The organism is Novosphingobium resinovorum (genome assembly GCF_027922145.1).
GTDB lineage: Bacteria > Pseudomonadota > Alphaproteobacteria > Sphingomonadales > Sphingomonadaceae > Novosphingobium > Novosphingobium resinovorum.
The window spans coordinates 676,679-697,217 of sequence record NZ_BSFC01000011.1; the positions used below are offsets into that span (position 1 = coordinate 676,679).

A 20,539-nucleotide genomic window follows, 5' to 3' on the forward strand; every position below is an offset into this window, starting at 1 on the left:
TGACGAACGGTGGGGCCTGGGGGAGAGCACATGAGCGAACGGTCCAACATCAAGGACGTCTCGGCGCTGGCGGGCGTATCGATCAAGACGGTCAGCCGCGTGCTGAACGGGCACCGCTACGTCAGCACCGACACCAAGGAGCGCGTCGAGAAGGCGATGCAGGAACTCGGCTTCCGGCCGAGCGTCGCCGCGCGCATTCTGGCCGGGACCAAGTCGGGCCAGATCGCGCTGATCTACGACAACCACAGCCCCTACTACATGAACCAGATCCAGATGGGCTGCTGGGAAGCCTGCCAGCAGAACGGCTCGCGCCTCCTCGCGCAGCCGGTGGACGTGGCGGGCCCGCTGGTGGGCGAACAGGTGCGCGGTCTCGTCACCGAAACGCATGTCGATGGGATCGTCCTCTCCTCCCCCGTCACCGACTGCGTGCCGGTGCTCAAGGCGCTGGAGGGCATGGACATCCCCTTCGTGCGCATATCGCCGGGCACCAACCATGCGATGACCTCCTCGGTCTTCATGGACGATGCCCAGGCGGCGGACGACATGACCAGCTACCTCATCGCGCACGGCCATCGCCACATCGGCTTCGTGAAGGGGCACTCCAACCACATGGCCTCGGAGGAGCGCCTGTTCGGCTACCGCCGCGCGCTAGACCGCGCGGGGCTGCCGTTCGAGCCCGCGCTGATCGCTCCGGGCGAGTTCGATTTCGACAGCGGCGTCGCCGCGGCGCAGCGGTTCCTCAAGGGCAAGCGCCGCCCCACCGCGATCTTCGCCAGCAACGACGACATGGCGGCGGGCGTGCTCTCCGTCGCGCACGACATGGGGCTGAACGTGCCCGACGACCTCTCGGTGGTCGGCTTCGATGACACCATGGTCGCGCGGATGGTCTGGCCGCAGCTGACCACGATCCGCCAGCCCACTCGCGAACTGGCGCATGCCGCCACGCAGCTTCTTCTCGAGGGCGCGCAGGCCACGCACCGGCGCCTTCCCCACGACCTGATCGAGCGTGCCTCGGTCTCCCGCATCAATCCCGATCTTCTCTCCTGACAGGAACACCCATGACCTACCTCCCCTCCCCGGCCGCCCGCCGCCCGCTTGGCAAGAGCGGTATCGAAGTCTCTGCCCTCGCCTGGGGCAACTGGCGCATGGAAGGCGAGGCCGCCGATGCCGTGCGCCTGCTGCATGCCGCGCTCGATGCCGGGATCGACTTCATCGACACCGCCGACATCTACGGCTTCGACGGCAAGGGCGGCTTCGGCGATGCGGAAGCGCTGCTGGGCAAGGCGCTCGCCAGCGAACCGGGCCTGCGCGACAAGCTGGTGATCGCCACCAAGGGCGGCATCATGCCCCCCCTGCCTTACGATTCGAGCGCCGAATACCTCACCAGCGCCATCGACGCCTCGCTCACCCGCCTCGGCACCGACAGCGTCGAGCTGTGGCAGATCCATCGCCCCGACATCCTCACGCACCCTTCGGAAATCGCAAAGGCCGTCGAAGCGGCACATAAGGCGGGCAAGATCCGCAGCTTCGGCGTTTCCAACTTCACCACCAGCCAGATCGCCACGCTGCAGCAGTTCGTGAGCCTGCCGATCGTCTCCACCCAGCCGGAAATCTCGGCCCTGCGCCTCGAGACGATCGAGAACGGCGAGCTGGATCAGGCGATCGCCATGGACATGGCCGTGCTGGCCTGGTCGCCGCTGGGCGGTGGCCGCATCGCCAACCCCGAGGACGCGCGCACCAAGGAAGTCGCCGCGTTGCTGGATCAGGCGGCGGAAGAGTTCGGCGTGTCGCGCACCGCGGCCGCCTACAGCTGGATCATGGCGCACCCCGCGCGCGTCATCCCCATCGTCGGATCACAAAAGGCAGACCGGATCGCGGAAAGCGCTGACGCACTCAAGGTCCGCTGGACCCGCGCCAGCTGGTACGCGGTACTGGTCGCATCGAAAGGAGAGCCCCTGCCGTGAGTGCAACAGACAAGACCTGTGAGGTAAGCTGGTTTTCGGCGCTGTGCGACGATGACTACGAGTTCCTCGGCCAGCCCGATCCCGCGCTGGCCTCCAGCTGGGAGCATTGCCGCAACATCGTGCTGCAGGCCGAAAAGGGCGGGTTCGACAACATCCTGCTCCCCTCCGGCTATGCGCTGGGCATCGACACCACCATGTTCGCGGGCGCCATCGCCCCGCTGGTGGAGAAGATCCGCCTGCTCTGGGCCGTGCGCATGGGCGAGGACTGGCCGCCGCAGCTGGCGCGCCGCATCGCCACGCTCGACCGCATCCTGGGCGGGCGGCTGACGGTGAACATCATCTCGTCCGACCTGCCGGGCGAGAAGCTGGACAGCCGCGCCCGCTACCAGCGCACGCTCGAGGTGATGCAGATCCTCAAGATCATGCTGAACGGCGAGCACCTGAAGTACGAGGGCGAGTTCTACAACCTCGACCTGCCCCCGGCGCGCATCACCACGGTATCGGGCAAGTGCCCGCCACTCTATTTCGGCGGCCTGTCCGAAGACGCGCGCGAGGCGGCGGCCAAGGGCTGCGACGTCTACCTGATGTGGCCCGACACGATGGATAAGGTGCGCGAGACGATCGCAGACATGACCGCGCGCGCGGCGAAATACGGCCGCACGCTCAAGTTCGGCTACCGCGCCCACGTCATCGTGCGCGAGACCGAGGACGAGGCGCGCGTCTATGCCGACCGCCTGCTGTCCAAGCTGGACGATGCAGCCGGTGAGGCGATCCGCCAGAAGTCGCTGGACACCGCGAGCGTTGGTGTGACCCGTCAGGCGGAACTGCGCGGTGCTGCGGGCGGCGACGGCTTCGTGGAAGAGAACCTGTGGACCGGCATCGGCCGCGCACGTTCGGGCTGCGGGGCTGCCATCGTCGGCGATCCGGATCAGGTGCTGGCGAAGATCCGCGCCTATCAGGCCGAGGGCATCGATGCCTTCATCCTGTCGGGCTATCCGCATGCGGCGGAGGCGGATCTGTTCTCGCGGCATGTCCTGCCGCAGATCAACCACGCGCCGCTGGCGCTTTGATACCATCGTCGTCCCGGACCTGATCCGGGACCGGTGGCTGTCTTTAGGTGAGTGCTGGCCGCTGGGCGCCCCGCCGATGGGTGGGCCCCGCTCACGGTCAGCGGTCCCGGATCAAGTCCGGGACGATGGGGTAGACCCTGCTCTCTTCAATTCGTCATTCCCGAGGAGGCGGGAACCCAACTCCTGACGGTGCCTATTGCACGAACATCAGATGGGCCCCCGCCTTCGCGGGGGTGACGACGGGGGAGTGGAAGGCGCCGCCTTCCTGATTTCGCCAGCCACGAGGGAGGGCGCCAAGGCACCCTCCCCCCTCGGCTCAATGCCCGTCGGCAGCGCAGACCGCGATGCTGGTCAGGTTCAGGATGCCGCGCGCGGTGACACCCGGGGTCAGCACGTGGATCGGCTGCGACAGGCCCAGCAGCATCGGGCCGACGGTCGGCGAACTGGACGAGGCCGACAGCGCCGTCAGCGTGATGTTCGCCGCATCGAGGTTCGGCATGACCAACAGGTTCGCCGCGCCCTCGAAGCCCGAATCCGGCACCAGCTTCTCGCGCAGCGCCTGGCTGAGCGCGGCGTCGGCGTGCATTTCGCCGTCCACGCGCAGTTCCGGCGCGACCTTGCGCACCAGCTGCGCCGCCGAGCGCATCTTGCGCGCGCTGGGGCTGTTCGACGAACCGAAGTTCGAGTGCGACAGCAGTGCCACCTTCGGATCGAGGCCGAAACGGCGCACCGCATCCGCCGCCAGCACCGTCATCTCGGCGATCTGTTCAGGCGTCGGATCGGGCACCATGTGGGTGTCGGTCAGGAACAGCACGCCGGCATCGAGGATCAGGCCCGACAGCGCATAGACGCGCTTCACGTCGGGCGCGCGGTCGATGATGCGCAACACGTGCTCGATCTGGCCCCAGTACTCCGAGTTGCCGCCGACCAGCGCCGCATCGACCTTGCCGGTGCGCAGCAGCATCGCGGCGGTGACGGTCGGGCGGCGGTAGGTGTGGCGCAGCACTTCGGCAGTCGGCACGCCCTTGCGGCTGGCGATGGCACCGTAGGCCGCGACGAGTTCGCCCATCAGTTCGTGGTCGGTCTCGGGATCGACGAGATCGACGTGCTCGCCAAGGCGGAACGACAGGCCGAGTTCGGGCAGCTTCTGCTCCAGAATCCGGCGGCGGCCCACCAGCGTCGGGCGCACCATGCCTTCGTCGAGCGCATCCTGCACCGCGCGCAGCACGCGTTCGTCCTCGCCCTCGCCGTAAGCGACGCGCTTCATCGCCCCGCGCGCGGCCTGGTAGACCGGCAGCATGAGCTGGCCCGAGCGGGTGTTCATGTTCGCCAGCGACCGCTTGTACTCGGCGATGTCGAGCGTCTTGGTCGCGACGCCCGAATCCATCGCCGCCCTGGCGACGGCGCCGGCGATCTCGACGATCAGGCGCGGGTCGAACGGGGTGGGGATGATGTACTCGGGGCCGAACACCAGCTTGCGGCCGCCGTATGCCTGCGCGACGCTGTCATGCGCGGGCATGCGCGCCAGACCGGCGATGGCCTCGGCGGCGGCGGCCTTCATCGCCTCGTTGATCTGCGTCGCGCCCGCATCGAGCGCGCCGCGGAAGATGTAGGGGAAGCACAGGACGTTGTTGACCTGATTCGGATAGTCCGAACGGCCCGTGGCGATGATCGCATCGGGGCGCACTTCGCGGGCGGCCTCGGGGCGGATTTCCGGCTCGGGGTTGGCGAGCGCGAAGATCAGCGGCTTGTCGCCCAGCAGCGGCAGCCACTCCGGCTTGAGCACGCCCGGCGCCGAAAGGCCGAGGAACACGGTGGCGCCCGGCAGCACGTCAGGCAGCGAACGCGCGTTGGTATCGCGGGCATAGCGCGCCATGTTGGGCAACATGCCCTCGCGGCCGGAATGGATCACGCCGTCCTTGTCGGTCAGCGTCACGTTCTCGATCGGCAGGCCCATCGAGACGAGCAGGTCGACGCAGGCAAGCGCCGCAGCGCCCGCGCCCGAAGTGACCAGCTTGGCGTCGGCCAGCGTGCGGCCCTGCAGCACCAGCGCATTGCGCACGGCGGCGGCGACGACGATCGCGGTGCCGTGCTGGTCGTCATGGAACACCGGGATGTTCATGCGCTTCTTCAGCTCGGCTTCGATGTAGAAGCACTCGGGCGCCTTGATGTCCTCAAGGTTGATGCCGCCGAAGGTCGGCTCCAGCAGCGCGACCGCTTCGATGAATTTGTCGGCGTCGGTGGTGTCGACCTCGATGTCGAACACGTCGATGTCGGCGAACTTCTTGAACAGGACGGCCTTGCCTTCCATCACCGGCTTCGAGGCCAGCGCGCCGATCGCGCCGAGGCCGAGCACGGCGGTGCCGTTCGAGATCACCGCGACGAGGTTGCCGCGCGCGGTATAGTCCAGCGCCTTGGCGGGATCTTCAGCGATTTCCATGCAGGGCACCGCGACGCCGGGCGAATAGGCCAGCGCGAGGTCGCGCTGGTTCACCATGCGCTTGGTCGGTTCGATGGTCAGCTTGCCGGGCCGAGGCAGGCGGTGGTAATCAAGTGCGGCGCGGCGCAGCGTCTCGTCCATGTGTTCGTCCCGTGGTCAGTGGCCAAAGTCAGCGTGCGATCCCATCGTCGAGGCGATAGGATTCGCTGCTCCCACAACACGGTTCGGGCGCGCCTGTCGAGTGCCTTAGGCGCAAAATCGGGACGATCGACACACTTCGTCATGCCCAGCGGGCACGGACGGCCATCGCACACCGGCTCGGTGGGGTGGTGCGCAAGGACCGTCCGCGATCCCGGCTCTCACCGGGACCAAGGGGTTAACGGGCGGGCTGTTCGCCTCCGACCGGAGTGGTTTCCTCCAGGCCGCCGCCCAGCGAGCGATATAGCTCCACCAGATTGCTGGCCTGCGTCAGCCGCGTGGTAACCAGCGCCTGCTCGGCCCCGTAGGCGGTGCGCTGGGCGTCGAGCGTGGTCAGGAACGAATCCACGCCCGAACGGAACCGCGCGTCGGACAGCTTCGCCGCCACGCCCGCAGCCTCGGCGCGCGTGGTCTGCGCACGGATCTGGTCGCCGATGCGGCCGCGCTGGGCAAGTGCGTCGGAGACTTCCTTGAACGCGGTCTGGACCGCCTTCTCGTAAGTCGCGACGGCCACCTTCTGCGACGCCTTGGCGTATTCGAGATTGCCCGAGCGGCGCCCGAAGTCGAACAGCGGCAGCGAGGCGCTGGGCGAGCCGGTGTAGGTATAGCTGCCGTCCTTGAACAGGCCGCCCAGCGCGGTGCTCAGCGTGCCGAGCGTGCCGGTCAGCGAGATCGTCGGGAAGAACGCCGCGCGCGCCGCGCCGATGTTGGCGTTCTCGGCGATCAACTGGTGTTCGGCCTGCAGCACGTCGGGGCGGCGCAGCAGGACTTCGGAGGACACGTCACCCGGCAGCGCGTCACGGGTCATCGGCTCGGTGCCGAAGCCGGTGGGCAGTTGCTCCGCCGCGACGGTGGTGCCGACCAGCAGGTTGAGCGCGTTCTGATCCCGCGCCACGCTGGTTTCCAGCGCGGCGATGTCGTTGAGCGCGCCCTGATAGCTGGTTTCCGCCTGCCGCACTTCCAGTTCCGAGCCGGTGCCGATGCGGAACTGCGCGCGGGTGAGGTCCAGCGTCTTCTCAAACGCCTTCGCCGTCTCGCGCGAGAGGCGCAGCTGTTCGCTGTCCGAGGCCATCGTCAGCCAGGCATTAGCGATCTCGGCGATGAGGCTGATCCGCGCCGAACGCTGGGCCTCCTCGCTGGCGAAGTATTGTTCCTGCGCGGCGCGCGACAGGTTGCGGACACGGCCGAACAGGTCGAGTTCGAAGGCCGAAAGGCCCACGGTCGCCTGATAGATCTCGATGTCCGAACTCCCACCCGTACCACCGGCCGCGCCCGCGCCCATCAGGTTGTTGGTGTAAGTCGCGGTGCCGGTGGCATTGACCGTGGGCAACCGGTCGGCGCGCTGGACGCGGTACTGCGCCCGCGCCTGCTGGACGTTGCCCGCCGCGATCCGCAGATCTCGGTTGTTGGCAAGGCCCGCCTCGATGACCTGCCGCAGCCTGTCGTCGAGGAAGAAGTCCCGCCAGCCGATGCGCGAGACGTCCTGCGCATCGGTCGGGGCGGCCGGGTAGACGCCGCCCTGCGGCAGCGCCACCGGGACGGCGCCCGCCGGTCGCTCATACTTGGGGGCAAGGTTACACCCGGCGAGCAGCGTGGTGCCGGCGAGCAGGATGAGGATCGACTTTTTCATGTTCAGCTTTCCTGCGGTGCCGCGCCGTGGGCGCCGTCAGCGTGAGGCTCATCGTCGGTGTTCGTCGGCTTGCGGTCGGTCTGCCCGTGCTTGAACAGGCGAGCGACGACCACGAAGAACATCGGCACGAAGAAGATCGCGAAGATCGTGGCGGAGAGCATGCCGCCCACCACCGCACGGCCGATGGCGTTCTGGCCGCCCGCGCCCGCGCCGGTCGAGACTGCCAGCGGCAGCACGCCGAAGACGAAGGCCAGCGAGGTCATCAGGATCGGACGAAGGCGCAGCCTTGCCGCTTCCATCGCCGCGTCGAAGGCGTTCATCCCGGACTGTACGCGCTCCTCCGCGAATTCGACGATGAGGATCGCGTTCTTGGCCGAGACGCCGATCGTGGTGATCAGGCCGACCTGCAGGTAGATGTCGTTGCCGAGGCCGGTGAGCCAGGCGGCGAACAGCGCGCCGACGACGCCCAGCGGCACCACCAGCATGACCGCGATCGGCACCGACCAGCTCTCGTACAGAGCCGCGAGGCACAGGAACACGATCGCCAGCGACAGCGCATAGAGCGCGGGCGCCTGACCTCCGGAGAGGCGTTCCTCGTACGACAGGCCGGTCCATTCGATCGAGGTTCCGGGGGCGAGCTTGCTGTGCATCTCCTCCATCGCCGCCATCGCCTGCCCGGTGCTCATGCCCGCGCCGGGGGCGCCCTGAAGCTCCATCGCCGGGCGACCGTTGTAGCGGTTGAGGATGACCGGCGCCTTCTTCCACGACAGTTCGGAGAAAGCGCTGAAGGGCGCCATCTGACCACCGGTGCCGCGCACGTAGAGGTCCGAAAGGGCCTCGGGCGAGGAGCGGTACTGCTGGTCCGCCTGTATATAGACGCGCTTGGTACGGCCACGGTCGAGGAAGTCGTTGACGTAGGAACCACCCCAGGCCGTGCCGATCTCGGAGTTGATCGCGGCAAGGTCGAGACCGAGCGCGGCGGCCTTGTCCTGATCGATCTTCACGTCGAGCTGCGCCGAATCGTCAAGACTGACCGGACGGACCTGCGCCACGCGCTGGTCCTGCGCCGCCATTCCCATAAGCTGGTTGCGGGCCGCCAGCAGCTTGTCGTGACCCAGGTTGGTATCATCCACCAGCCACATGTCGAAGCCGGTGGCGTTGCCCAGTTCCTGCACTGCAGGCGGGGTCAGCGCGAAGATCATCGCGTCGCGGTACTTGGAGAACGCCCCCATAGCGCGACCGATGATGGCCGGAGCCCGGTTATCGGCGCCGCCGCGCTCCTCCCAGTCCTTGAGCCTGATGAACGCCATGCCTGCGTTCTGGCCCTGACCGGAGAAGGAGAAGCCATTGATGGTGAAGATCGAATCGACGTTGGCCTTCTCGTCCTCGAGGAAGTGCTTGCGCACCACATCAAGGCCCTTCTGGGTGCGCGGCAGGGTGGCGCCCGAAGGCCCCTGCACCAGCGCGAAGACGACGCCCTGATCCTCGTCCGGCAGGAAGCCGCCGGGCAGGCGCGTGAACAGGAAGACCATGCAGCCCACGATCAGCAGGTAGACGAGGCCCGAACGCTTCCAGCCGTTGGCCGTGCGGCGCACGCCGCCCCGGTACTTCTCGGTGCCACGATCGAACTTGTCGTTGAACCAGCGGAAGAAGCGGGCGAGCAGGCCGTTGCCTTCGGGGCCGCCTTCCTTGTGGGGTTTCAGGATCGTGGCGCAGAGCGCGGGCGTCAGGATCAATGCGACCATCACCGAGAGCGCCATCGAGGAGACGATGGTGATCGAGAACTGGCGATAGATCACGCCGGTGGAACCGCCGAAGAACGCCATCGGCAGGAACACCGCCGAGAGCACGAGACCGATGCCGACCAGCGCGCCGCTGATCTCGTCCATCGACTTTCGCGCCGCCTGCTTGGGCGAGAGGTGCTCGTCCTGGATCAGACGTTCAACGTTCTCGACGACCACGATGGCGTCATCGACCAGCAGGCCGATCGCCAGCACCATGCCGAACAAGGTCAGCGTGTTGATCGAGTACCCGAGCACCGACATCACGCCGAAGGTGCCGAGCAGCACGACCGGCACCGCGATCGTCGGGATCAGCGTCGCGCGCCAGTTCTGCAGGAACAGGAACATGACGAGGAAGACGAGCACGACCGCCTCGACCAGCGTGTGGACCACCTGCTCGATCGAGAGGCGCACGAAGGGCGTGGAGTCGTAAGGGAACGAGACCTTGACGTCGGACGGGAAGTTCTTGGAGATCTTCTGAACTTCGGCCTTCACCGCGTCGACGGTGTCGAGCGCGTTGGCGCCAGAGGCGAGACGCACGCCGAAGCCGGATGCGGGCTTGCCGTTGAACTGGGTGTCGAAACCGTACAGTTCCGCGCCAAGCTCGACCCGCGCCACGTCGCGAAGGCGCACGATGGCGCCGCCCGAAGTGGAGCGCAGGCGGATGTTGCCGAACTCCTCGGGCGTCTGCAGGCGCGACTGGACCGAGACGGTGGCGTTGAGCATCTGCTCCTTGGGAGCCGGCAGCGCGCCGATCTGGCCCGCCGAAACCTGTGCGTTCTGCGCGGTAATCGCCGTCGTGACGTCGGCGATGGTCATGTCGTAGCTGCGCAGCTTCAGCGGATCGACCCAGATGCGCATGGCGTACTGGGTGCCGAAGATCTGCAGTTCGCCCACGCCGTTGATGCGGCTGACCGGGTCCTGCAACTGGCTGACGATATAGTCAGAAAGGTCGTTGGCCGAATGGCTGCCGTCCTCGGAATAGATCGCGGTGACGAGCAGGAAGCTCGCCGCCGACTTCTGCACCTGAACGCCCTGGCGCTGCACTTCCTGCGGCAGCAGCGGGGTGGCGGCCTGCAGCTTGTTCTGGACCTGCACCTGCGCGATGTCGGGGTCGGTGCCCTGCTCGAAGGTCAGGGTGATGGTCACCGTGCCCGCCGAGGAGGACGAGGCCGAGAAGTAGCGCAGGTTGTCGATGCCCTTGAGCTGCTGCTCGATGATCTGCGTCGTCGTGCGCTCAAGCGTCTCCGCATCGGCGCCCGGATACGTCGCCGCGATCGACACCGTGGGCGGCGCGATCTCGGGGAACTGGGCGATCGGAAGGCTGCGGATGGCGATGATGCCCGCCATCATCAGGACGATGGCGATGACCCATGCGAAGATGGGCCTGTCGATGAAATAGCGTGACATGGCGGCTTACTGCCCCTTGTCGGCAGGAGCGGCGGGCTGGCCTGCAGCTGGCTTCTGCCCCTGTGCCTGACCCTGCGGCGCCACCGGCTTCACCGGCACGCCCGGACGCAGCATCTGCGCACCGTCGACGACGACCTTGTCACCCGCCTTGAGGCCGGAAGTAACCAGCCAGCTGTCCCCGACCGTACGCGGGGCGGTGATCGGACGCATCTCCAGCTTGTTCTGCGCACCGATGACGAGGACGGTGGGATTGCCCTTCTCGTCACGCGACACGGCGACCTGCGGGACCAGCAGGCCATTCGCCTTGGTCGCCTGCGCGAACTCGGCCCGCACGTACATGCCGGGGAGCAGCAGGCCCTTGGGGTTGGGGAACTGCGCGCGGATGATCTGGCTGCCGGTCGTCGGATCGACGGTCACGTCGGTGAACTTGAGCACGCCTTCCTGCGGGTAGGTGCTGCCGTCTTCCAGCTTCAGCTTCACCGCGACATTGCCGCTGGCACTCGTCAGGTCTCCGGCAAGAAGCTGCTGGCGCAGCCGCAGGACATCGGCGCTGGACTGCTGGATATCGACGAAGATCGGGTCGAGCCGCTGGATCGTGGTCAGCGCGTCGGTCTGTGAGGCCGATACGAGCGCACCAGTGGTGTAAGTCGAGCGACCGATGCGTCCGGAAATCGGCGCACGGATGGTCGTGCGCGCAAGGTCGATCTCGGCCGAACGTAGCAGCGCCTGCTGCGCCGCAACGTCCGCGCGCGCCTGCTGCGCGGTGGTCACCGCGTTTTCGTAGTCCTGCCGCGAGATCGCATTGATCTTCACCAGTTCACCGTAGCGGCGGGCCAGCGCATCGCTCGATGCGATCGCGGCGCGCGAACGGGCCAGCGCCGCACGGGCATTCGCCGCCGCCGCTTCGTAAGGCGCACCGTCGATGCGGTAGAGCGGCTGCCCGGCCCTCACCTGATCGCCCTCGGTGAACAGCCGCGCGACGATCAGGCCGTTGACCTGCGGGCGCACATCCGAACTCTCGTAAGCGCTGGTGCGCGCCGGCAGCTCGTTGCTGAGCGTGACGGACTGCTCGCGCACGGTGACCACGCCGACCTCGGGCGGTCCTGCCGGAGGCTGCTCCTGTCCTCCTCCACAGGCGGAGAGAATCAGCACTAGGGCCGGAGCGATCTTTTTCATGGAGTTAATCCGCCAAGAGGGTTAAAGCGTGAGTGATCGTTCACTCATGATTCGCGCGACAGGTATTGCGTCGCAACATAAAAAGCAAGTCGGACAGGGAAATGACCAACGAGATTGCACTGGATCGCCCCCGAGCCGCCAAATCGGCCGCACGTCGAAAACACCTTCTCGACACCGCGCGTAACCTTTTTGTCGAGCGAGGGTTCCATCAGACCGGAATGGCGCAGATTGCTGCGGCTTCCGGGATCGCCGTGGGGCAGATCTATCGTGACTTCGCGAACAAGGAGGCGATCATCGCCGCCATCTGCGAATCCGAGATCACCGCCTGGCTGGACGAGGAAACTCTGAGCGCGGCGGTTGCCGCCGACGACCGTAATGCCATTCTCGCCTGGATCGAGCGCGTCGGGTTTGAGGAACCGGATTGCGAGGACCGCCGACTGATGTGCGAACTGCTTGCGGAAGCGGGTCGCAATCCGGCGATCAACCAGATGCACACCAAGGTCGACAGCCGCCTTCGCGACAGCCTCGGCGCGGCGCTGGGATCGTTAGCGCCATCAGCGCCAGCCGAGCGTCAATCGACCGTGGCCGACTTCATAATCGCCATGTCGTGGGGTATGGTGGCGCTGCGCGAACTTTCTCCCGGGAGCGATCACGAGACGCTGCATGCCCGCCTCGCGCAGTTGCTGCGACAGGAAGTCAATGCGCTGGAGGAGTGACCTCCCACACTTTACGAATGTTGCGCCGCACAATCGATTGTGACGGTAGAATACTGCTATTTTGATGCGCTGGACATTGTTTCGCAGTTGTATCATCCTGCTCTCAACGCTGGCCGAAATGGCTGCTCGAGAGGACTACATGATGATCGAGAACAGTGAAGTTGATTCCGGCGAAAAGGCGATGATCCTGCTTCAGAGCCTGATCTGCTATCTGCGTGAAAAGAACGTACTGTCGCGTGCTGACATCGAGGAACTGCGCGACCGCGTAGAGGCCCGAATCGCCGAAACCGAAAAGAACCTGCCGTGCACCGCTGCCCTTGCCGCAGCGGCGGCGACCGAGATGCGCGAACTCGATAATTATTGCGGCAAGACCTATGGCGGAAAGCACCGTCGCCGGGTGAACTGAGCGCCGCTCATCGCACGGCAGCATGGGAAGACCGCCAATCAGGCCGGCCCCGTGCTGCCGCGAACGATCATCGCATGCGCCAGCATCAACCGGAACGCCGGGTGCGCGCTGTCCTTGCGGAAAACCGGATCGACGAGAATATCGACCGCCGCCGCCGCCATTTCCGCGTTGGGCTGGCGAATCGTCGTGATCTGGGGCCAGGCCGCCCGTGATGAGGCCACATCGTCGAAACCGCAGATCGACAAGGCGTCCGGGACCGCAATTCCCCGCTTCATCGCCGTGATCATCGCGCCGAGCGCCATGTCGTCATTGCAGGCGAAGATCGCGCTGGGCGCTTCGGGCAGATCGAGCAGCACCTCGCCGAGTTCCAGGCCCGAGCGGAAGCTGAAATCACCTCTCAGAACCGCCCGGTCGTCGACCTCCAGACCAGCATGATGCAGCGCCGCCCGGAATCCCTCCTCGCGTCTGGCCGAGGCGCTGTGGCTCTCCGGCCCCTGGATGAAGGCGATGCGTCGATGCCCCAGCGACAGCAGGTATTCGGCCATCTCCCGCGCCGCCGCCCGATCGTCCATCCAGACCGCTCCCGAGCCCTCCGGCGGGTGGGAGGGGGCGATCAGCACGTGAGGCACACCCGCTTCGTCAAATATACTAAGAAGTTCGCCATCGTCGCAGATCGGCGGAACGACGATGGCACCATCGAGTCGCAGGCTCGACAGGCTGCCCCGCACCTGCTCCTGCCAGCCTGAGCGGCCGAGATCGACCGGCTCGACGACGAGGTGGTAGCTGCGTTCCCGGCATTGCAGCAGCGCGCCGTGCTGGACTTCGGCCGCGTAGCCGGAGACCGGGTCGTCGATGAACAGGCCGAGCAGGTAGGATCGCGAACTCGACAGGCTGCGGGCGAAGGCGTTAGGGCGGTAGTTCAGTTCGGCGACGACGCGCTGCACCGCCTCGCGGATTTCGGGGCGGACGTGGTCCTCGCCGTTGATGACGCGCGAAACGGTCTTGGGAGAGACTCCGGCGCGGGCGGCGACGTCCTTGATGGTGACCGTCTTCATGCCCGTTTCGCCCGGAAAACTGCCGCGAATCCGGCGATCAGAAGGTAGCAGGCGGCGGGAACGACCAGCGATGCGAGCAGTCCCGCCCTGTCGGCGACGATCCCCGTCAGCACCGGCACCAGCGCCCCGCCGACCACCGCCATGCACAGCCACATCGAGGCGACGGGAGCCGCGCGGGCGTCCTCCGGCAGCGCCATGGCGTAGATCGTCGGGTACATGATCGCGTTGCACAGCCCCACCGAAACCAGCATCGCCGCCCCCGCGATGCCCGGGCACCCAACGGCACCCAACGTGCACACAACGGCACCAAGCGACACACAGAGCAGCATCCGCGCCTCCGAAACGCGCCGCATGCCCCATGCACCGGCAAACCGGCCGACCATCGCCCCGCCCCAGTAGAGCGCCACGAGTTGCCCCGCCGTCACCGCACTCACGCCGAGGCGGTCAGGCCGCATCAGGATACTGGGAAGCAGCCCGCCGATGGTCACTTCGGCGCCGACGTAGACGAAGATCGCCGCCGTTCCCCAGCGCAGCCGCCGCGATTCGGAGAGCACGCTGAACAGCCGGTGCGTCGGCACGAAGCCCTCGCCGGTGTGCTTCGTCTCCAGCGCCTTGCGGTGGCGGGCATAGGCGAGCGCCAGCACGGCGGTGACCAGTGCGGTCAGGACGAACGGCAGCGTCGCCGCCGGTCGCCATTCGTGGCCGCGCTCGACTTGCGCCAGCAGCAACGGGGCGCTCACCAGCGGTCCGGCGACAGTACCCAGCGAGTTGAACCCTTGCAGCAAGGTCAGCCGCCGCGCCGCGCCGCGCGAAGGACCGATGACGGTGACCACGGTGTTCGATGCGATCTGCAGGAAGGTCTGCCCGCCCGAGAGCAGCAGCAGCGCGCCGAGCACCAGCGCGAAGGACAGGCTCCCCTGCGCCACCGCCAGCGCGGCGCAGCCCGCCGCCATCACCGCCAGCCCCGCCGCGATCGCGCGGATGTAGCCAGCCGCGACGATGAAGGCGGTGATCGGCAGCGCGAACAGCAGGTAGCTCGCATGGAAAGCCAGCTGGACGAGGAACGCCTGCGTGTAGTCGAGCGCCAGCATCAGCTTCAGTTGCGGTACCAGCAGGCTCACCGACGAGGTCAGGAACCCGCCGATGAAGAACACCCCCACCGACAGCCGGAACAGCAGCGTAGGCGCATCGGTTTTTTCCAAGGAAGTCGGGGCCTTCGCCATCAGGGCTGTCATATATGCGGGGCATCCTTAACGCGCTTGCCTCTGCCGGGAAAGCTGCAGCCGTCCATATCACGATTTGACATCGATGTCAGAAACAATGTTGACAACGTTGTCAAGCTTTGGTCTACGAGGCGCCGGAAAGCAGCGAAGGTCTGCTTCAGGGAGAGAGAGATGACACGCAACGCGCTTATCGCGAGCACTGCGCTCGCGGCTGCACTCTGCATGACCACCACCGCCGAAGCCCAGGACGCCGCGCCCCAGGGCGCCCCGCAGTCAGCCGCTCCGCAGGCGTCCGACGGTGACATCATCGTCACCGCCACCCGCCGCGAGACGACGCTGCAGTCCACCCCGATCGCAGTTTCCGCCTTCGGCCAGGCGCAGCTCGACAAGCAGCAGGTCAAGGACGTGACCGACCTCGCCCGCTTCGTCCCCTCGCTGCAGTTCAACCAGCAGGGCGACCAGTCGGCGGTGCTCCTTACCCTGCGCGGCATCGGCAACGACAGCGCCTATACCGAAGTCGCCGACCCCGAAGTGGCGATCTACGTCGACGGCATCTATTCGCCGCGCTCGCAGGGCGCATCGGTGCTGATGTACGACATGGAGCGCGTCGAAGTGCTGCGCGGGCCGCAGGGCACGCTGTTCGGCCGCAATGCCACCGTCGGCGCGCTCAGCCTGATCTCGGCCAAGCCGAAGCTGGGCGTGTTCGAAGGCAACGTGGAAGTGACCGGCGGCAACTACGACCGCCTCGGCATTCGCGGCGCCATCAACATCCCCATCACCGACACGCTGGCCGCTCGCGTCGCCTTCGTCTCCGACCGCCACGACGGTTACGCCGACTACCAGCCCGCGCCCGATATCGCGGGCATCAACAAGTCGGCCTTCGTCACCAGCGGCAAGAAGTACTACGCCGCCGACCAGAAGTCCCTGCGCGGCTCGCTGCTGTGGCAGCCGAGCGACAGGTTCAGCTGGAACCTGTCGGCCGAGGGCTTCTGGGACACCGGCGCCCCGGTCATCGGCCTGTTGCAGACCCCGCGCGCGCGCACCAAGCGCTGGTCCACCCTGTCCGACACCGCGCCCGACACCGACCGCTATTCGGCCGCGGTGCGCAGCACGATGAACTACGATATCACCGACGGCATCCAGCTGAGCTACATCGCCGGCTGGTCGCGCATCGGTGGCTCGACCCAGACAGACGCCGACGCGGGCGCCCTGCCCCCGACCGGCGAAGTCGACGCCAGCGGCAACGACCTGCCGCTCGGCGCCTTCGGCGAGAACCGCACGCTGTCCTCGCGCTATGATTTCCAGAGCCACGAAGTGCAGCTGAAATCCTCGGGCGAGCAGACCTTCGACTGGATCCTCGGCGCCTACTACAGCCACGAGAAGAACCGCATCCGCTTCGACATCGACCAGCGCAACGGCTACCGCGACGGTACGTTCAGCTGGGCGGGCAGCTTCATCCAGGCCAACCGCCAGATCGATTCGCGCGCGGCCTTCGGACAAGTCGTCTGGCACGCCACCGACGCGATCCGCGTCACCGGCGGCCTGCGCTACACCTCCGACAAGAAGGAGGACATCGGCGGCCGCAACGTGACCTATTCGGGCGATGGCTGCGCCCCGGCGGACCTCGCACCCGGCGGCGCCTGCCAGGCGGGCATCTTCGGCGCCTATCCGGGCGCCACCGCCGAGGAACTGGTGAACCTGCTGCCGGGCTTCTCGATCTCCAGCAACGACGTGAAGGGCAAGTGGGACAAGCTGACCTACCTCGCCCGCGTCGACGCCGATCTGGCCGAGGACGTGCTGGGCTATGCCAGCGTGAGCACCGGCTTCAAGTCGGGCAACATCCAAGACAACGCGGGGCTGACCGATCCCGAGACGCTGACCAACTACGAAGTCGGCCTCAAGAGCCGCTTCCTCGATCGCATGATCACCCTGAACCTTGCCGCCTACTACAGTGACTTCAAGGGCTATCAGGTCAACCAGGCCGTCACCTTCCGCGACGACGAGGGCAACGTCACCAGCAGCCAGATGATCACCCAGAACGCCAAGGGCGCGAAGGCATATGGTCTGGAAGCGGAACTGACCGCCAACTTCACGCCCAATGATCGCCTGCAGTTCTCCGGCACCCTGCAGAAGACCAAGATGGACGATCTGGAAAGCGTCGACGGGCGGCTCTATGATGGCGGCAAGGCCTCCTCGATCGTACAGCTCAAGGGCAACGAACTGGCCCACGCGCCGCGCTTCTCGGCGACTGCCAGCTACGAGCACGACTTCGTGATGGCCAGCGGCGCGACGATCACCCCGCGCCTGACCACGCATTACGAAACCGCCAGCTGGCTGAGCTACTTCAACGGCGACGCCAACCCCTTCGTCAACGCCAACGATCCGGCCGACAACATGCCGAACCGGGGCACCAACGGCACCGACTGGGATCGCCAGAAGGCCTACTTCCGCTCGGACGCTTCGCTGCGGTTCACGTCTGCGGACCAGAAGTACTCGGTCGAGGTGTTCGTCATGAACATCGAGGACAAGAAGATCCGCACCAACGCCAGCGCCTTCGGCACGCCGCGTTACGACCCGGTGTTCCTGTCCAACCTGCAGGCACCGCGGACGTGGGGCGTGCGGGCGAAGGCCAGCTTCTGATCCTTGTTACCCTCTCCCCCCCCCCCCCCCTTCTTCCTCCTCTCCACCCGCTCAGGCTGAGCTTGTCGAAGCCCCCGAGGCTGGGCGCTGTGCTCCCATCCTTCGACAGGCTCAGGATGAGCGGTGGTAATGGGGAGAGGTCGGAAGGAAGGCCCCCCGGTGACCCCCGCGCACCGCACCTCCTCCGCGAGTGCGCGCGGTCACCCCGCGCGGCGGCGCGGCAAATATGCCCGTCGCCGCCCCTCCCCGGCCACGTTCGGCCATGATCGCGACCCAATCATCAGGTAAGGACGCCCTATGACCGCCGTATCCCATGTCTCTCTGGCAAGCATCTCCCTCGCCGCCCTTGCCGTGGGCCTGCTCGCCGCGCCGCTGGCGGCCCAAAGCCAGCAGCAGAACCAGCAGCCCCCTGCCTCGATCGCGCATCCGGACCTCTGGCCGCAGGTCAAGGCCGAGCCGCAGCGCGATCAGGCGGTGGAGAAGCGCGTCGAGGCGCTGCTGGGGACCATGTCGGTCGAGGACAAGGTCGGCCAGCTGATCCAGGTGGACATCGGCTCGATCACGCCCGCGCAAGTGCGCGAGACGCGGATCGGCTCGGTGCTGAACGGCGGCAACTCCGGCCCTTACGACGACGAATATGCCCCGCCCGCCAAGTGGCTGAAGCTGGCCGACGAATACTACGACGCCTCGATGGCGGCACCCGGACCCAAGATCCCGATCATCTGGGGCACCGATTCCGTCCACGGCAACAACAACATCGTCGGCGCCACCCTCTTCCCCCACAACATCGGCCTCGGTGCCGCGCGCGACCGCGACCTGATCCGCGAGATCGGCAAGGTCACCGCGCTGGAGACGGCGGCGGCGGGCCTCGACTGGACGTTCGCCCCCACCCTCGCGGTGGTGCAGGACGACCGCTGGGGCCGTACCTACGAAAGCTATTCCGAGGAGCCCGAAGTCGCCGCCGACTTCGCCGGCGCGATGATCGAGGGCGTGCAGGGCAAAGTCGGCACCAGGGGCTTCCTCGCCCCCGACCGCCTGATCGCCACGACCAAGCACTTCCTCGGCGACGGCGGCACCGGCGGCCGCGACCAAGGCGACACGCGCGTCTCCGAACAGGTGCTGCGCGACGTGCACCTCGGCGGCTATCCGGCCGCGATCGAGGCGGGCACGCAGTCGGTCATGGCCAGCTTCTCCAGCTGGAACGGCGAGAAGATGAGCGGCAACAAGTCCCTGCTGACCGACGTGCTGAAGGACCGTATGGGCTTCGACGGCTTCGTGGTGGGCGACTGGAACAGCCACGGGCAGGTCCGGGGCTGTTCGAACGAGGACTGTCCGCAGGCGATCAATGCGGGCCTCGACATGTTCATGTATTCCGGCCCGGCGTGGAAGACGCTCTACGCCAACACCCTGCGCGAGGCGAAGGACGGCACCATCCCGGCCGCCCGCCTCGACGATGCGGTGCGCCGCATCCTGCGCGTGAAGCTGCGCGCGGGCACGTTCGACCGGGGCCGCCCCTCCAGCCGCGCCTATGCCGCGAAGTTCGCCAACATCGCCTCCCCCGAGAACCGTGCCGTCGCACGTAAGGCGGTGCGCGAGTCCATGGTGCTGCTCAAGAACGAGGGCGTGCTGCCGCTCAAGCCCACCGCCAATGTCCTCGTCGCGGGCGCGGCGGCGGACAGCATCAGCCAGCAGGCGGGCGGCTGGTCGATCACCTGGCAGGGCATCGACGTGCCCAACTCCGCCTTCCCCAATGCCCAGTCGATCTGGAAGGGCATCGAGGAAACCGTGAAGGCAGCCGGCGGCACCGCGACATATGCGCCGGACGGCCAGTTCGCGAAGAAGCCCGACGTCGCCATCATGGTCTTCGGCGAGAAGCCCTATGCCGAGTTCAAGGGCGACATCCCCAACCTCGAATACAGCCCCGGCGACAAGCACGACCTCGAAATGCTGCGGGGGTTCAAGGCGGCGGGCATTCCGGTGGTGGCGGTGTTCCTCTCGGGCCGTCCGCTCTGGGTGAATGCCGAATTGAACGCCTCCGACGCCTTCGTCGCGGCGTTCCTGCCCGGCAGCGAGGGCGGCGGCGTCGCCGACGTGCTGTTCGCGGGCAAGGACGGCAAGCCGAAATACGATTTCCATGGCAAGCTCAGCTTCTCCTGGCCCAAGCGCCCGGACCAGTACGTCCTCAACCGCCGCGATCCGAACTACGATCCGCTGTTCCCCTTCGGCTACGGCCTGACGTATGCCGCGCCCGGAAAGGTCGGCCAGCTCGACGAAACGCGCCCCGCCGGGCTGGAGCAGGCCGCCCCCACCGTCTTCTTCGAACGCGGCCAGACCCCGCCGGGCTGGGAGATCGCCGCCGAGGGAGTGCGCCAGTCGGGCGTCGACCACCGCGCGCAGGAGGACGCCAGGCGCCTGACCTTCAATGGCCCCGGCAGCGTAGCCTTCACCGCCCCGCGCCCCTTCGACCTCTCGCGCGAAAGCAACGGCGAGATCAGCCTCGTCTTCGAGTACCGGCTGGAGGGCAAGCCCTCGGGCGCGCTGACGGCCGGGTTCCTCAGCGGCGGCAAGCTGGCGAGCGTGCCGGTCACCGGCGCCCTCTCGGCCACCGCGCCGGGCCAGTGGGGCCGCCTCGCCATCCCGCTCAAGTGCTTCGCCGCGCGCGGCGCGGACATGGCGAGCGTCACCGCGCCGCTGGTGCTGAAATCCACCGCCGCGGCGGACCTCAGCGTGTCGGACGTCAAGCTGGACTACGTCTCGGTGCCGATGACCCAGTGCGGGGACGAGAAGTAACCCTCCCCATTCTCCCTCCCACTTCGTCATTACGAGCGTA

The 20,539-nt window shown here is 67.0% G+C and carries 13 protein-coding genes; 7 read left to right on the forward strand and 6 right to left on the reverse strand.

Going from position 1 to position 20,539, the window contains the following annotated elements; all coding sequences use genetic code 11:
- Window positions 1-30: 30 nt before the first annotated feature.
- The 3 genes from PKE80_RS08210 to PKE80_RS08220 are packed head-to-tail and all read left to right on the forward strand — an operon-like array spanning window position 31 to window position 3,034.
- The gene (locus PKE80_RS08210; protein ID WP_271182039.1) at window positions 31-1,047 is read left to right on the forward strand and encodes a LacI family DNA-binding transcriptional regulator; all 1,017 of its coding nucleotides are present in this window, start codon (window positions 31-33) and stop codon (window positions 1,045-1,047) included.
- Between the two features lie 11 nt (window positions 1,048-1,058).
- Window positions 1,059-1,964: an aldo/keto reductase gene (locus tag PKE80_RS08215; RefSeq protein WP_271182040.1), complete on the forward strand. Its 906-nt coding sequence runs from the start codon at window positions 1,059-1,061 to the stop codon at window positions 1,962-1,964.
- Window positions 1,961-3,034, forward strand: a complete 1,074-nt coding sequence (locus PKE80_RS08220; RefSeq protein ID WP_271182041.1) for an LLM class flavin-dependent oxidoreductase — start codon at window positions 1,961-1,963, stop codon at window positions 3,032-3,034. Before PKE80_RS08215 ends, PKE80_RS08220 begins: the two co-directional genes overlap by 4 nt.
- A gap of 316 nt (window positions 3,035-3,350) precedes the next feature.
- Here PKE80_RS08220 and PKE80_RS08225 read toward each other — a convergent pair whose 3' ends face one another.
- From PKE80_RS08225 to PKE80_RS08240, 4 genes are all read right to left on the reverse strand, one after another.
- Window positions 3,351-5,615 carry an NADP-dependent malic enzyme gene (locus PKE80_RS08225; protein WP_271182042.1) on the reverse strand — a complete coding sequence of 755 codons (2,265 nt, stop codon included), beginning with the start codon at window positions 5,613-5,615 and terminating at the stop codon, window positions 3,351-3,353.
- A gap of 235 nt (window positions 5,616-5,850) precedes the next feature.
- Entirely contained in the window at window positions 5,851-7,302 is a 1,452-nt protein-coding gene (locus PKE80_RS08230) for an efflux transporter outer membrane subunit (protein WP_271182043.1), read from the reverse strand.
- Between the two features lie 2 nt (window positions 7,303-7,304).
- Window positions 7,305-10,493 (reverse strand): efflux RND transporter permease subunit, encoded by a 3,189-nt coding sequence (locus PKE80_RS08235; protein WP_271182044.1) that lies wholly within the window; start codon window positions 10,491-10,493, stop codon window positions 7,305-7,307.
- A gap of 6 nt (window positions 10,494-10,499) precedes the next feature.
- A complete protein-coding gene (locus PKE80_RS08240; RefSeq protein WP_271182045.1) occupies window positions 10,500-11,669 on the reverse strand; it encodes an efflux RND transporter periplasmic adaptor subunit in 1,170 nt (389 codons plus the stop codon).
- A gap of 101 nt (window positions 11,670-11,770) precedes the next feature.
- Between PKE80_RS08240 and PKE80_RS08245 the strand changes: the two genes are divergently transcribed.
- Window positions 11,771-12,385 (forward strand): TetR/AcrR family transcriptional regulator, encoded by a 615-nt coding sequence (locus PKE80_RS08245; RefSeq protein WP_271182046.1) that lies wholly within the window; start codon window positions 11,771-11,773, stop codon window positions 12,383-12,385.
- Between the two features lie 64 nt (window positions 12,386-12,449).
- On the forward strand, window positions 12,450-12,791 hold the full coding sequence (locus tag PKE80_RS08250; protein ID WP_271182047.1) for a hypothetical protein: 342 nt from the start codon (window positions 12,450-12,452) through the stop codon (window positions 12,789-12,791).
- Between the two features lie 38 nt (window positions 12,792-12,829).
- Here the strand turns inward: PKE80_RS08250 and PKE80_RS08255 are convergent, their stop codons facing one another.
- Window positions 12,830-13,846 (reverse strand): LacI family DNA-binding transcriptional regulator, encoded by a 1,017-nt coding sequence (locus PKE80_RS08255; RefSeq protein WP_271182048.1) that lies wholly within the window; start codon window positions 13,844-13,846, stop codon window positions 12,830-12,832.
- Window positions 13,843-15,081 carry an MFS transporter gene (locus PKE80_RS08260; protein ID WP_271182049.1) on the reverse strand — a complete coding sequence of 413 codons (1,239 nt, stop codon included), beginning with the start codon at window positions 15,079-15,081 and terminating at the stop codon, window positions 13,843-13,845. Before PKE80_RS08260 ends, PKE80_RS08255 begins: the two co-directional genes overlap by 4 nt.
- A gap of 159 nt (window positions 15,082-15,240) precedes the next feature.
- On the opposite strand from PKE80_RS08260, the gene PKE80_RS08265 reads away from it, so the two are divergent.
- Both PKE80_RS08265 and PKE80_RS08270 read left to right on the forward strand, forming a co-directional pair.
- Window positions 15,241-17,709, forward strand: a complete 2,469-nt coding sequence (locus PKE80_RS08265) for a TonB-dependent receptor (protein WP_271182050.1) — start codon at window positions 15,241-15,243, stop codon at window positions 17,707-17,709.
- Between the two features lie 297 nt (window positions 17,710-18,006).
- Window positions 18,007-20,499, forward strand: a complete 2,493-nt coding sequence (locus PKE80_RS08270; protein ID WP_271182051.1) for a glycoside hydrolase family 3 protein — start codon at window positions 18,007-18,009, stop codon at window positions 20,497-20,499.
- The last annotated feature ends 40 nt before the right edge of the window (window positions 20,500-20,539 follow it).

Coding starts and splice junctions, on each gene's coding strand:
- PKE80_RS08270 (WP_271182051.1), top strand. CDS start 18,007: ATGACCGCCGTATCCCATGTCTCTCTGGCAAGCATCTCCCTCGCCGCC.
- PKE80_RS08210 (WP_271182039.1), top strand. CDS start 31: ATGAGCGAACGGTCCAACATCAAGGACGTCTCGGCGCTGGCGGGCGTA.
- PKE80_RS08265 (WP_271182050.1), top strand. CDS start 15,241: ATGACACGCAACGCGCTTATCGCGAGCACTGCGCTCGCGGCTGCACTC.
- PKE80_RS08225 (WP_271182042.1), bottom strand. CDS start 5,615: ATGGACGAGACGCTGCGCCGCGCCGCACTTGATTACCACCGCCTGCCT.
- PKE80_RS08245 (WP_271182046.1), top strand. CDS start 11,771: ATGACCAACGAGATTGCACTGGATCGCCCCCGAGCCGCCAAATCGGCC.
- PKE80_RS08255 (WP_271182048.1), bottom strand. CDS start 13,846: ATGAAGACGGTCACCATCAAGGACGTCGCCGCCCGCGCCGGAGTCTCT.
- PKE80_RS08260 (WP_271182049.1), bottom strand. CDS start 15,081: ATGACAGCCCTGATGGCGAAGGCCCCGACTTCCTTGGAAAAAACCGAT.
- PKE80_RS08240 (WP_271182045.1), bottom strand. CDS start 11,669: ATGAAAAAGATCGCTCCGGCCCTAGTGCTGATTCTCTCCGCCTGTGGA.
- PKE80_RS08215 (WP_271182040.1), top strand. CDS start 1,059: ATGACCTACCTCCCCTCCCCGGCCGCCCGCCGCCCGCTTGGCAAGAGC.
- PKE80_RS08230 (WP_271182043.1), bottom strand. CDS start 7,302: ATGAAAAAGTCGATCCTCATCCTGCTCGCCGGCACCACGCTGCTCGCC.
- PKE80_RS08235 (WP_271182044.1), bottom strand. CDS start 10,493: ATGTCACGCTATTTCATCGACAGGCCCATCTTCGCATGGGTCATCGCC.
- PKE80_RS08250 (WP_271182047.1), top strand. CDS start 12,450: ATGCGCTGGACATTGTTTCGCAGTTGTATCATCCTGCTCTCAACGCTG.